At 39.8% G+C, this 13,287-nt stretch carries 12 protein-coding genes; 5 read left to right on the top strand and 7 right to left on the bottom strand.

Annotated features, from left to right (window positions below; genetic code table 11):
- Positions 1-42 precede the first annotated feature (42 nt).
- A complete protein-coding gene (locus tag AABS66_RS14175) occupies positions 43-1,431 on the top strand; it encodes a hypothetical protein (RefSeq protein WP_430225062.1) in 1,389 nt (462 codons plus the stop codon).
- Between the two features lie 54 nt (positions 1,432-1,485).
- Here AABS66_RS14175 and AABS66_RS14170 read toward each other — a convergent pair whose 3' ends face one another.
- From AABS66_RS14170 to ppiA, 3 genes are all read right to left on the bottom strand, one after another.
- Entirely contained in the window at positions 1,486-2,700 is a 1,215-nt protein-coding gene (locus tag AABS66_RS14170; protein ID WP_430225061.1) for an aspartate aminotransferase family protein, read from the bottom strand.
- A 129-nt stretch (positions 2,701-2,829) separates the two neighbouring features.
- Positions 2,830-3,405, bottom strand: a complete 576-nt coding sequence (locus AABS66_RS14165) for an aminodeoxychorismate synthase component II (RefSeq protein ID WP_004265957.1) — start codon at positions 3,403-3,405, stop codon at positions 2,830-2,832.
- Positions 3,406-4,025: 620 nt separating this feature from the next.
- Positions 4,026-4,598, bottom strand: coding sequence for a peptidylprolyl isomerase A (gene ppiA / locus AABS66_RS14160; RefSeq protein WP_206084824.1), 573 nt, complete (start codon positions 4,596-4,598; stop codon positions 4,026-4,028).
- A gap of 312 nt (positions 4,599-4,910) precedes the next feature.
- Here ppiA and yihA point away from each other — a divergent pair, with 312 nt between their 5' ends.
- The gene (gene yihA / locus AABS66_RS14155; RefSeq protein ID WP_206084825.1) at positions 4,911-5,522 is read left to right on the top strand and encodes a ribosome biogenesis GTP-binding protein YihA/YsxC; all 612 of its coding nucleotides are present in this window, start codon (positions 4,911-4,913) and stop codon (positions 5,520-5,522) included.
- Positions 5,523-6,016: 494 nt separating this feature from the next.
- Here yihA and polA read toward each other — a convergent pair whose 3' ends face one another.
- The 4 genes from polA to AABS66_RS14135 all read right to left on the bottom strand — a co-directional run bounded on the left by polA (position 6,017) and on the right by AABS66_RS14135 (position 11,150).
- Positions 6,017-8,809: a DNA polymerase I gene (gene polA, locus AABS66_RS14150; RefSeq protein ID WP_430225060.1), complete on the bottom strand. Its 2,793-nt coding sequence runs from the start codon at positions 8,807-8,809 to the stop codon at positions 6,017-6,019.
- 418 nt (positions 8,810-9,227) lie between these two features.
- Positions 9,228-9,848 carry a thiol:disulfide interchange protein DsbA gene (gene dsbA / locus AABS66_RS14145; RefSeq protein ID WP_206084827.1) on the bottom strand — a complete coding sequence of 207 codons (621 nt, stop codon included), beginning with the start codon at positions 9,846-9,848 and terminating at the stop codon, positions 9,228-9,230.
- Positions 9,849-9,881: 33 nt separating this feature from the next.
- Positions 9,882-10,877 (bottom strand): serine/threonine protein kinase, encoded by a 996-nt coding sequence (locus AABS66_RS14140; protein ID WP_430225059.1) that lies wholly within the window; start codon positions 10,875-10,877, stop codon positions 9,882-9,884.
- 3 nt (positions 10,878-10,880) lie between these two features.
- On the bottom strand, positions 10,881-11,150 hold the full coding sequence (locus AABS66_RS14135) for a YihD family protein (protein ID WP_206084828.1): 270 nt from the start codon (positions 11,148-11,150) through the stop codon (positions 10,881-10,883).
- Positions 11,151-11,365: 215 nt separating this feature from the next.
- Here AABS66_RS14135 and mobA point away from each other — a divergent pair, with 215 nt between their 5' ends.
- The 3 genes from mobA to AABS66_RS14120 all read left to right on the top strand — a co-directional run bounded on the left by mobA (position 11,366) and on the right by AABS66_RS14120 (position 13,242).
- The gene (mobA, locus tag AABS66_RS14130; protein ID WP_206084829.1) at positions 11,366-11,953 is read left to right on the top strand and encodes a molybdenum cofactor guanylyltransferase MobA; all 588 of its coding nucleotides are present in this window, start codon (positions 11,366-11,368) and stop codon (positions 11,951-11,953) included.
- 2 nt (positions 11,954-11,955) lie between these two features.
- A complete protein-coding gene (gene mobB / locus AABS66_RS14125; RefSeq protein WP_206084830.1) occupies positions 11,956-12,474 on the top strand; it encodes a molybdopterin-guanine dinucleotide biosynthesis protein MobB in 519 nt (172 codons plus the stop codon).
- A 69-nt stretch (positions 12,475-12,543) separates the two neighbouring features.
- Entirely contained in the window at positions 12,544-13,242 is a 699-nt protein-coding gene (locus tag AABS66_RS14120) for a helix-turn-helix transcriptional regulator (protein ID WP_206084831.1), read from the top strand.
- Positions 13,243-13,287 lie beyond the last annotated feature (45 nt).

The raw sequence follows: 13,287 nt of genomic DNA, 5'->3' as shown, positions 1-13,287 counted from the left end.
AGTAAAAATATTTTTTATTTAATCTCTCATTCAGGAGTCTCTATGATTAAAGCTAAAAGAGAAGAAATCACCACCCCAATCTCACCAATCACTCAACACACAAAAAATAGAATTGCCTTAAGCCATATTAATGGAATTAAAAATACACAGCTAAAAAATTCGCCTAATCAGGCTAAACTAAGTAATAAAAATTCACTTACAGAAGAAAAAAATATTTTCAATTCTAATATAGAAAAAATAAACTCACTAGAAAACATATTAATTCAAAAAAAATTCGACATTACATCAACCGTAAAAAATTTAAAAAAAGACATAGAAAAACAAATAAATAACATTTTAAAATCTGAAAGTATTCATGATAAAAACTATGCTACAAATGAAACCCTGAACAAACAAAAAGATATAATAGAGTATTATACATATAGCCTAAAGGAGTTAAATAAAAATGAAATTTTGACACGAAAATCCAAAAAAATTAAAGATGACATTATAGAGTTAAAGTCAGCTATAAAATATGAGTCAAAAATCAAAGGTCTTAACTATTTAGAGAAAAAACACTCATTCTTGAAATCATCACACGATGAAATATTAGACACGATTGATATAGAAGATAAAAATGAAAAACTAGAAAATCTAATCAAAATACAAAACTCTATTAAAAATTTATTAAAAATAGAATTAAAAAACCTCAAAGGTAAAGTTTACAACATAACCTCCGATTATCAGAAAGAAAATTTAGTCAAAAAATTAAACATTGATAAAAATAGACTTATGAAAGAAAAAGAAAAATTAATTGAATTTAACATAAGACTTCAACATGATAATAAACTGTTAAATTTTTCAAAACTTCAATTGATAAAAGAAAAAGAGATATTGGCTAGATTAGTTGAACACCTCGAAAAAGAAAAACAACAACCTAGTAATAATAAAAACAATAACACCAAGCTATTAAAACGCAGAGAAAACATGCAAAAAGATGAGCGACCTCATAAGAAAAGTATCACCTGTAATTTGAGTCAACGTATTGATTCAAAATTACAACTTAAAAGCTCAGAAAAATCACACAATATTGATAAGTTAATTGATGATGCCTTAAAGTTAATAGATAGTGATCATGAAAGCCAACCAACTAACGCAGAAAAAAAATATGCAAGTAATGTTAGCCTAAATTCTACTTCAGATTACTATTCTGAAAATGATAGCTTAGTGAGCGACACTTCATCTCGTAACGTAAACAAAAAGGTAGAACTTGTAAGATCGAGCAAACAACGTTCAACATCCAATAAGAAGAAAATTAATGGACCCCTAGCTCGTCACAAAGATAATTGCCTATCTGCGGGAATATCAACACTCAGTACACCTGAACAATTACAAGCGAGACTGTCCGAAAGAAATAATAAAATAAAAGCCAGAAACCATAATAAAAAATGATATGGTTAAAATAAGTTGCAGAGGGCTCTCCCCTCTGCAACTTTCAATTAGCTATTAGCCCAACAACTTCCCAATCGCCTTCTCTAATTTCTCCATACCACTGTTGATTTCTTCTTCCGAAATAATCAGCGAAGGCGTAAAGCGCAGTACGTTAGTGCCAGCGTTTAACATCATTAGCCCTTCTACTGCACTGGCTTGTAAGATATCTTTCGAACGGTTGAATAACCTGCCGTCAAGCTCTGCACCAATTAAAAGCCCCATTCCTCTGATTTCAGAAAAAATGTTATATTTATCATTCAGCTTATTTAAATGTGCAACAAATAACTCGCGACGTTTTTCGACACCGTTTAACACTTCTTCGGTATTAATAATATCAAATGCCGCATTACCCACCGCACAAGCTAATGGATTACCACCATATGTGGTGCCATGTGACCCCACTTCCATCGTTTTAGCAATTTCTTCTGTAGTGATCATGGCGCTGATAGGGAAACCACCACCCAGTGCTTTTGCCGTGGTTAAAATATCAGGCGTCACATTGTAATGCATATAAGAAAATAGCTTACCAGTACGCCCCATTCCACTTTGTACTTCATCGAAAATTAATAAGGCGTTATTTTCATCACACAGCTTACGAACACCTTGCAGAAATTCTGACGTAGCGGCAGTGACGCCACCTTCGCCTTGTACGGGCTCTAACACCACGGCACAGGTATTTTCATCAATCACCGCTTTAACTGCATCAAGGTCGTTAAAAGGTACATGGATAATGTCCGCAGGCTTTGGCCCAAAACCGTCTGCGTATTTAGCTTGCCCACCAACCGAAACGGTAAATAGTGTGCGGCCATGGAACCCCTGCTTGAATGCAATGATTTTGGTTTTATAAGGACTGTATTTTGTGATGGCATAACGACGCGCTAGCTTAAAAGCCGCTTCATTGGCTTCTGAACCTGAGTTCACAAAAAATGCGCGATCGGCAAATGTCGCTTGAGTGATCTTTTGCGCGAGTTTAAGTGCTTGTTCATTGGTAAAGATATTACTGACATGCCAGAGTTTTTCACTTTGCTCGCGGACTGCTGCGACTAAACTTGGATGGCAATGCCCTAACGCTAAAACGGCAATTCCGCCTGCAAAATCAATGTATTCTTTGCTCTGCTGATCCCAAACTCGGCTTCCTTCGCCTTTTACTGGAATAAACTCAGCGGGCGAAAATATAGGCAACATGACCTGGTCAAAAGTCTGCCGATTTACTGATTGTTGTTCTGTCATACCCCTCACCTGCTCTAACTGGATGCTTAAGTGAAAATATAAGCATCAAATATGAATAAAAAATCACAAAAGAGCAATAGGCAAGGGGGAAATATGCATAATTAATTTATTATTAGTAATATTGCCAGACTAATACTTTAAAAAGTTGTTCAATAACTCATGGCCTTGTTCACTCAAAATGCTTTCAGGGTGAAACTGAACGCCTTCGATTGGTAAGGTTTTGTGCCGTATTCCCATGATTTCATCTACATCACCGTTATTCAGTGACCATGCTGATACATCAAAAGAAACAGGAAGTGTCTCTGCTGCAATAACGAGAGAATGATAACGAGTGACCGTCAACGGGCGGTTCAAACCTTTAAACACACCTTGATGGTTATGATGAATTGCGGATGTTTTTCCGTGCATCACTTCACGGGCTTTGACGACTGATGCGCCAAAAGCTTGCCCTATAGCTTGGTGGCCAAGGCAAATCCCCAAAATAGGCAATTTCCCCGCAAAATACTTTATCGCCTCAAGGGAGATCCCAGCTTCATCTGGTGTACATGGCCCAGGTGAAATCACCAGATGCGTAGGCGAAAGCTGTTCAATTTCTTCGATGGTAATTTCGTCATTACGTTTTACAACAACCTCAGCACCTAACTCACAAAAGTACTGGTAAAGGTTGTAAGTAAATGAATCGTAATTATCAATAAGTAGAAGCATAGTAGCCTATCCGACTGATTTTTATCATTATATATTATATCCCATGCATATTTTTCGGATATTGACAATCAGAACGATGATTAAAACACCACGAAAAATAACAAAGGGCGGCTATCATAGCACAGCCTAAGCAAGAAAATAGCCTATTTAAGTCAAGGAATGCTTTTTATCCATAAAAATTTCCATATAAAAATCATGGAATTATATTTACACCCACATAACAATTTCATAATGAGATTAAGAATTACTTTAAATACAAGGGAGTAAAAGTATTGACTAAAACGATGAAATTCAGACAAACTTTTCGTGGATTTAATAGACAAAAATTAAATTAGAGCCAAAATTAGCACTAAAAATAGAGCTAAAAGCAAATTTAAAAAAAATCCTGCAGCGGTGATGAAAGAACCGGATTTCACTACAGCATAATTGCTATAAAATTAAGCTTAAGAATGATGCATATCGTCTTGCTTATACAGTGAAAAGTGATAATTCCAGTGATATTAATGTCACCGTAACCATTATTGCGGTAGATAGGCGTGATGAAATGTATAGCGAACTTAAAAAACGGCTTTTTGAGTAGTAAAAGTGGGTAAACTCATCCGCTTACCCACCAAACAGCATTAAGGCTTTTTAATCACTTCAGCTGAAATGATTGTAATTGGTTCTACGGGAACATTTTGGTATGGGCCGACATTCTCCGTTTTCACTTTAGAGATTTTATCTGCAACATCCATGCCTTTAACCACTTTACCAAACACGGCGTAACCAAAGTCACGTTGACCGTGGTCTAAAAATGCATTATCTGCAACATTAATAAAGAACTGGCTTGTTGCGCTGTCTTTATTTGCTGTACGGGCCATTGAAATGGTACCGCGTAAGTTACGCAAGCCATTATCCGCTTCATTTTTGATAGGTGCGCGAGTTTGTTTTTGCTGTAAATCTTTATCGAAACCGCCACCTTGGATCATAAAACCAGGAATAACACGGTGGAAGGTTGTTCCGTTGTAATAACCTTCATTAACATATTGGACAAAGTTTTCTGTCGTCACTGGTGCTTTCTTACTGTTCAATTCTAGTTCAATATTACCCGCAGACGTGACTAATTTGATGTAAGTCTCACCCGCCGATAATGCAAAAGAGGAGGCGCTCATTGCGCAGACGGCCAAAAGTGGCACAAAAATTCGTTTTAACATGTAAGATCCCTTTCGTTATGACATATTACAACTGCAATTAGGCAATTCTAGAGCGAAGCCATCAAGATTGCTAAAGATTTACCTATATTTACTCCAAAAGCTTGAAAATCACTAATTGCGTTAGATTGTAGACCAATTTCGATAAAAAACGTCGATAATTGTGACTATTTATCCATTGCCTACTTTTTCTACTCTTATCTGGTCATTCATTATAGGATTACCCAAGCGCGGGTAATATTTCGAGTTGTCGGAAGAGGCCAAGCAAAGCTATAATCCCCTCGCCTTTTGAGGCTAACTCAGGGAGAACGACAAATGGCAATTAAGAATCATAACTATCAGATGGCAAAATTTGTCATCAGTGCACCCGATATTCGTCATCTACCCAAAGATACGGGTATTGAAGTGGCTTTTGCTGGCCGCTCAAATGCAGGTAAATCCAGTGCGTTAAACGCATTAACACAGCAAAAAAGCTTAGCACGTACCAGTAAAACACCTGGAAGAACTCAGCTCATCAACCTATTTGAAGTTGAAGAAGGTGTACGTCTTGTTGATCTTCCAGGCTATGGTTATGCCGAAGTTCCCGAAGAAATGAAACGCAAATGGCAACAAGCACTTGGCGAATATCTGCAAAAAAGAGAGTGCATTAAAGGCCTCGTCGTTTTAATGGATATCCGTCATCCGCTAAAAGATCTCGATATGCAGATGATTGAATGGTCTGTCGCGATGAATGTGCCAGTCTTAGTCTTGCTGACAAAAGCCGATAAGCTGGCATCAGGCGCAAGAAAGAAACAGCTTACAGAAGTGCGTGAAGCTCTGGCACCATTAGAAGGGGATATTGAGGTTGAATATTTCTCTGCACTGAAAAAGATTGGTGTTGATAAACTGCGAATTAAGCTAGATAGCTGGTATAACACGCCAGCGTAACCGACCAAACAAGTGAGTCACTGATGGCTCACTAACCTGCCTCAAATCTAATTGCCTGAATTTTAGATAAAAAAATGCTCCAGTCAAAAACTTTGACTGGAGCAGCTAATATTCAGCTAAATCCGATTACGTGAAGTAAAAGGTCTGAAAGATAGAACATCTTACCTCTGTACCCTACGCCTATTAATGTACTTTATTTTTCGCTCGAAAAAAAGTCTTTTTGTAGTTTTTTTTCAAAGCTTACTACGATTCAGCTACCCATATATTCAAATCAAGATAAAAAATCGTATTTTTATTACATATTTATGAGAGCTACATCGCATAAATATGTCATTTATTTTTAATTTTTCAAGTTAAAATTCAGTGAATTATCGAGTAATTATGTTCAATTTGCAGTCAATAATACCAAACGCATAACTACCCGAAACGTATTCATAAAAAAAGCGCCTAATAAAATTTCATTAGGCGCTTCTCAACTTTAAGCTCATCAAAAACTAGTGGGCTTCATCCCAGTTATTCCCGATACCAACTTCCACTTTGAGCGGTACATCAAGCTTCAAGCTTTGCTCCATCAGGGCTTGTACCTGAGCTTGAACACGCTCTAACTCAGACTCTTTGACCTCAAAAACCAATTCATCGTGTACTTGCATTAACATATCTGCTTGTGGTTTTTCCGTTTGTAGCCAGTTATCGACAGCAATCATCGCTTTTTTGATGATGTCAGCTGCAGTGCCTTGCATTGGGGCATTGATCGCTTCACGCTCTGCGGCCTTACGGCGCATACCGTTGCTGGATTTTATATCTGCTAAATATAATCGACGCCCTTCTAAGGTTTCAACATAACCCTGTTCAGATGCCTGTAAACGCGTATTTTCCATATAACGTAGAACACCTGGATAACGTTCAAAATATAAATCCATATAACGCTGAGCTTCACCCCGCGGGATGCCTAACTGACGCGCTAAACCAAAAGCACTCATACCGTAAATCAAGCCAAAGTTAATTGCTTTTGCACTGCGACGTTGATCGCTAGTCACTTCATCAAGAGGAATACCAAACACCTCTGCTGCCGTTGCTTTATGAATATCTTTCCCTTCTGCGAACGCGGTAAGTAAGCCTTTATCCTGAGATAAATGCGCCATAATACGTAATTCAATTTGTGAATAGTCAGCCGCCATGACTTTATAACCATCACGCGCCACAAACGCTTGGCGAATTCGCCGCCCTTCTTCTGTTCTTACAGGAATATTTTGTAAGTTAGGATCTCGTGAAGATAAACGCCCTGTTGCCGTAACCGCTTGATGATAAGAAGTATGAACGCGGCCAGTACGCGGGTTAATCATGAGTGGCAGCTTATCTGTGTAGGTCGACTTCAGTTTGGCTAAGCTTCTGTGCTCCAAAAGCAATTTAGGTAACGCATGGTTAAGCGCTAGCTCTTCCAATACCTCTTCATTCGTTGATGCTGCACCACTTGGCGTTTTCTTAATCACGGGTAATTGCAGTTTTTCAAATAAAATAGTCTGCAACTGTTTTGGTGATGCAAGATTAAACTCTTCGCCCGCCAGTTCAAACGCTTCTTTTTCCAATTCAGCTAAACGCGCCGTGATCACTTTGGATTGTGCTGCCAGTGTCGCTGCATTAATTAATACCCCTTTGCGCTCCATGCGAACTAACACAGGCACCAGCGGCATTTCGATATTTTCAAAAATGTGCTTCAGTTTTGGCTCCGCTTCTACTTGCGGATAAAGTGCTTGATGCAGCAACAAGGTAACATCAGCGTCTTCAGCTGCATAATTCGCGGCTTCTTCTAGCGCAATCTGATTAAACGTCAGCTGCTTTTTACCTTTACCTGCAATCTCTTCAAAACTGACCGTTTTATGGTTAAGGTGGCGTTCTGCAAGGCTGTCCATATCATGACGTCCCATACCTGCCACACTATTTAATACATAGGATTCCAGCATGGTATCATAGCCAATACCTTTTAATTCAATGCCATAGTTTTCTAAAACTTCCGCGTCATATTTCAGGTTTTGACCAATTTTGAGAATTTTTTCGCTCTCAAGAATCGGTTTCATCGCTTGAAGGACTTCATCAAGCGGTAACTGAGCGGGTGCATCAAGGTAATCGTGGCCTAAAGGCAAATAGGCCGCATGACCCGCTTCAATCGCAAATGACATGCCGACCAAACGCGCTTCTTGCGTGTCTAAGCTGTCAGTTTCGGTATCAAAAGCAAATAAAGAGGCGGCGCTCAGTTTTTCAATCCAGCGGTCTAAATCGGCTTTTTCTAAAATAGTTTGGTAGTTTTCAGCGCTGAGTGTTGGTGTCGCAGGCGCCGCGGCTTTCACCGTTGCCATTGCTGGCGTTGGAGCAGCTTTAGTACTGGCACCTTTGCCATCCATCCAAGAGCCATTTTCAACATCCGCTAACCAACGTTTAAATTCATAGCGGCTAAATAACTGATGAAGCTTATCTGCATCAATTTCAGTCACTTGTAATTCTTCACATTTTTTATCTAGCTCTACATCGGTTTTGATCGTCGCCAGTTGGTAAGATAAAAACGCAAGTTCACGGTTTTCCGCCATTTTAGGGGCTAAGGTTTTTGAACCTCTAAAACCTAATGGCGCGATAGCATCAAGGTCGTTGTAAATGGCGTCTAAACTACCAATACCTTGTAACAGTGCTAATGCCGTTTTTTCGCCAACACCCGGTACACCCGGAATGTTATCTGACGAGTCACCCATCAATGCGAGGAAATCAATAATAAGCTCAGGAGGCACGCCGTACTTATCCTTAACTTCATCGGGACCTAAAATAGTGTTGTTCATGGTATTAATAAGAGTGATATTTGGCTCAACCAATTGCGCCATATCTTTATCACCCGTACTAATCAAAACAGGTATACCTTTACGGCTCGCCTCACGGGCTAACGTCCCGATAACATCATCAGCCTCTACGCCTGAAACAACCAGCAACGGTAACCCCATCGCCTCAACCATTTCATGTAATGGCGCTATTTGTGCCCGCAAGTCATCAGGCATCGGTGGGCGGTGTGATTTATAACTTTCGAATAATTCATCGCGAAACGTTTTTCCCTTCGCATCGAAGACAACCGCGACATGGCTAGGCTTATATTGCAGCATTAAACTGCGCAACATATTGAGCACACCATACATGGCACCTGTAGGCTCACCTGCGCTGTTTGTAAGCGGAGGGAATGCATGATAAGCACGGTATAGGTAGGAAGAACCATCAACCAAAATAAGGGGGTTTTCTGCAATCTGAGCCATAGTCTGTCATCATCTTGTTAATCGGGAATGAAGAGCCATAGGATGCCATAATGTGGCTTAGGATACATCCCAAGTTTTACATTACGCCAACCCTCTGCCGAAATTCTGTTGAAATCGCGACCAATTTCAAACAAATGATCGCTAATTCAAGCCAACGAAGTGATTATTTACCCCATGGCTAATCACACTACGTAATGGAATATCCTGTGGATAACCGTGTGTATATATTTATGTTATTGATTGAATTCAATAAGAAAGAGGTTGTTTGTATATAAAAACAAGAAATAAAAATCAATGGGTTAGCTAATACATGTTTTGATTTAACACAAGATGAAGAGAGTCGTCGAATTGTGGATATTGATTCAGCAGTGAGGGGAAATAGCTTGATGGCGGCATGATTTGCCACCATCAAGAAGGCTTACTTTTTATTCACTAAGAAATTCACCACATTGGAGAACTCTTTGCCATAGTCTTCCGCTTTATCAGCTGAAATACCGTTGTTGCGGACTTGATATTTACCATCAACAAATAATGCTGGCACACCACGCAGTTTTAAATCTTGGGCAGCATTTTGCTGTTTTGCCACCACAGATTTGACCACGAAGCTATTCAGTGCTGCATCATACTCATCACCAGAGATACCTGCTTTGATGAAAGCATTACGGATATCAGCTTTGCTGTTGATAGTTTGTGTTTTTTGGATGCCTTCAAACAGAATTGGCGTCACTTTATCTTCTGCTTTCAATACAATAGCAACTGCCCACGCTTGCGTTAAATCAGCGCCTAAAGGCCCTAAGAAATCAACGTGATAACGTTCCATTTTTACGCCTTCCGGTAAATTTGCTTCTACCGTTTGTGGCACTTTATACACACTTTCAAACTGGTAACAGTGTGGGCAGTAAAAAGAGAAAAACTCTAAAACTTGTGGCAGGTTTTGCACAGGTTTAACATCGGTATACTCTTTACCTTCCGTGTAATTTGCCGCTGCAGCACCAAAAGACATGGCAATACCAAGCAAAGCCAACATAATTTTTTTCATAGACTACATTCTCCAAAAACAAAGACTTAAATGTTAAAACTGCGGGGTTAATTGCAAAGGAGCATCCTGCAACCGTTCAATTTGCTGCGCAAACTCAATAGATTGCTTTTGCCAAAAATCATCAGCCTGTAGCCACGAAAACGCCCGAGGAAATGCAGGGTCTTGCCAACGGCGAATAATCCACCCGAGATAGTGAACCATACGCATCGCCCTAAGCGGCTCAATCAGCTTCAGCTGTTTTACATCAAAATCAGAAAACTCATTATAAGTTTCTAATAACGTATCTAATTGAATGAGTTGCTCTTGGCGTGAGCCATTGAGCAGCATCCATAAATCTTGAATCGCAGGGCCATTGCGCGCATCATCGAAATCCACCATCCAAGCCTCATCACGCCACAAGATATTGCCTGGATGGCAATCCCCTTGCAGCCTTAGGGTAGATAAGCTTGTTGGCCATTGCAGTTTGACCTGCGCAACCAGCTTATCCAACGATGTTACAAATGGCTCTTTATCGCGTTCTTTTAACAATGAACTTGAAACAATAATATCGCGCGGTTTATCAAGGTATTCATCCACGCCTATTGTCGGACGAAATACAAAGTTTTTACGCTGACCAATTTGATGAATGCGCCCTAATAAATGCCCTACGCTTTCGAGCTGAAATAAGTTGTCTGTTTCATATTGCCGCCCACCGATACTCGGAAAAACAGCAAACATAAAGCCACCAAACTCCAGCACCGTTTGCCCAGCAAACTCAAGAGGGGCTGCAACAGGAAGTCCTTCATCATGTAATTCTAGCGTAAAATCATGTTCTTCTTGAATTTGCGACCGATTCCAACGTTCAGGCCGATAAAACTTCACCACATAACGTTGACGATTTTCATCTTGAAACTGAAAAACGCGGTTTTCATAGCTGTTTAATTCAGTCAGCCCTGATTCTAGGTAAATCCCCGCTTCCATTAGCGCGTCTAAAATCAAGTCAGGTGAAATCCCACTAAAATGGAAATTCGAAGGTTCTATCTCATTCATGATTTAGTCTTTTATGATCCCACGAGCACGCAAAATGGCCGTTTTAAAGTCATCTTCATAGTCTTTTTTTAGCCCAGGGATCACATCGTTACTGTCAGTGCCACGCATTTTCAGATGATAAATCAATACATCATCCGTTAATTCAGATAAGCTGCCTTTAAAGCCCGCTTCATCAGCAAGTTTCTGCAATAATTCAACAAGGTTTAAATCTGAGTTATCTTTCCAAACAGGGTGCAGAAGCTCAATAACTTCATTTAAGCGATGGCATTTCATGTTTATTCCTTTATCACGAATATTCGATACAAGTTATCAATAATCATACAAGAGAAAAAGCGAACTGTTGTCAATCTACGTAAAGTTTAGCGCCAATACGTACGAATATTCATTGATTTTATAGCAAAATAGAATAAATTTTAGCAATTACTATACGCGAAAGTGTTTGCAGGTAAGTTGAAACATTTTCTTGAAGATATTCAAGGATATTGAATATGTCATTTCGACAGTCAATTACAGGGGTCATACTGGCAGGTGGCCGAGGAACACGTATGGGCGGGCAAGATAAAGGCTTAGTGCCTTTGTTAGGCAAGCCTTTGTACCAATATATCCTCGCACGCTTATCCCCCCAAGTTCACCAAGTGATGATTAATGCCAATCGCAATCAAGATGAATATCGTCAAAGCCAATTGACGGTTATCACGGATTTAAATGCGGATTTTTCAGGCCCTTTAGCAGGTATGCAAGCAGCTCTTCGTTGCGCCAAAACCGATTGGCTGCTATTTGTCCCTTGCGATGTTCCTTCTTTCCCATTGAATTTAGCGGAAAAAATGTTCATGGAAAAAGATCAGCATTTGGCCTGTTACGCTCAAGATACCGAGCGCGAACACCCCACTTTCGCCCTGTTACACCGCAGTCTCCAATCCCAACTCGATGATTATCTCGCCAGAGGTGATCGCAAATTGATGCTGTTTATGCAGAAAATCAATGCAAAAGGCATCACGTTCTCATCAGAATCTGGTTCATTCGCTAACTTGAATACGCCAGAAGATAGCCGTAACTGGGAGTTACAACAAAAATAGCCATGAAACAAAATACGCTACCTCTACTCGGAATTACCGCCTACAGCGGCACAGGTAAAACAACATTATTAAAAAAAGTCATTCCACTGCTTAGGCAACGTAACGTCCGTGTCGGTTTAATCAAGCACACCCATCATGATATGGAGGTGGATAAACCTGGTAAAGACAGCTTTGAATTACGCAAAGCAGGTGCTGACCAAACCCTTGTCGCCAGCGAAAAGCGCTGGGCGCTTATGACAGAAACCCCAGAATCCAAAGAAATGGATCTGTATTATTTAGCAAGCCGTTTTGATCCTGCGTCTTTAGACTTGATTCTCGTCGAAGGATTTAAACATGAGACGATCGATAAAATCGCTTTATTTCGATCTGAGGTTGGAAAACCACTGAATGGCCTGATCGATAACTATGTAGTCGCTGTCGCCAGTAATGAAATCATTGATACTCAAGTGCCACAGCTTGACATCAATAACCCAGAACAAGTGGCTGATTACATTGTGTCTTGGTGGCAAAAAAGCCAATAACTGCGCACATTGCGCCTATTAGTTGCATAAATAGGCGCAATACGTATTAAATGAAAATAAACAAGACTTATGACTCGTACTCAACGCTTGCTGACCTTATTACAAATCTTAAAAGAAAACCGTTATCCAATTACGGCAGAAGCCCTTGCCTCCCAGCTGGAAGTAAGTATTCGCTCCGTCTACCGCGATATAGAATCTCTCCGAAATCAAGGGGCTGAAATTGTTGGGGAAGCAGGTATCGGTTACCAACTCAAAACAGGGTTGTTATTACCGCCATTAACCTTTGATGAAAATGAATTAGAAGCATTGATTTTAGGTTTGCGTTGGGTAAAAAGTAATGCAGATACTGAACTTAAAAATTCAGCCATACGTGCAATCAGTAAAATCAATGCGGTGGTCGCGGGGAATGCCCAAAAGATCCTCAATCAAAATACCTTATTTGCCCCTACAACCCATTATTATGACATCAATGATAAAATTGCTAAGGACTTACGCTTAAGTTTGCGAAAAGAGTGCAAAGCCCGAATGACTTACCTTGATGGCCAAAACCAATCAACCGAACGCGTTATTTGGCCAATTGCCATTGGTTATATGAAAGAGTCCCAAGTCTTAGCAGCATGGTGTGAATTACGAGAAAGCTACCGTCACTTTCGCTTGGATCGTATTCAGTCGTATTTTGCACTTTCCGATAAACTACCGTATCCAAAGGAATATTTATTAGCACGATGGCAAAAAGACGTGTTGTGTGTCTCTCCTGACAATTTCTGACACTCCCCTCCCTTATAGTAAGTACTCAACTTCATATAAGGGAAT

The sequence above is a fragment of the Providencia sp. SP181 genome (genome assembly GCF_050446505.1).
Lineage (GTDB): Bacteria > Pseudomonadota > Gammaproteobacteria > Enterobacterales > Enterobacteriaceae > Providencia > Providencia vermicola.
This window is presented reverse-complemented; position numbering and strand designations above follow the sequence as displayed.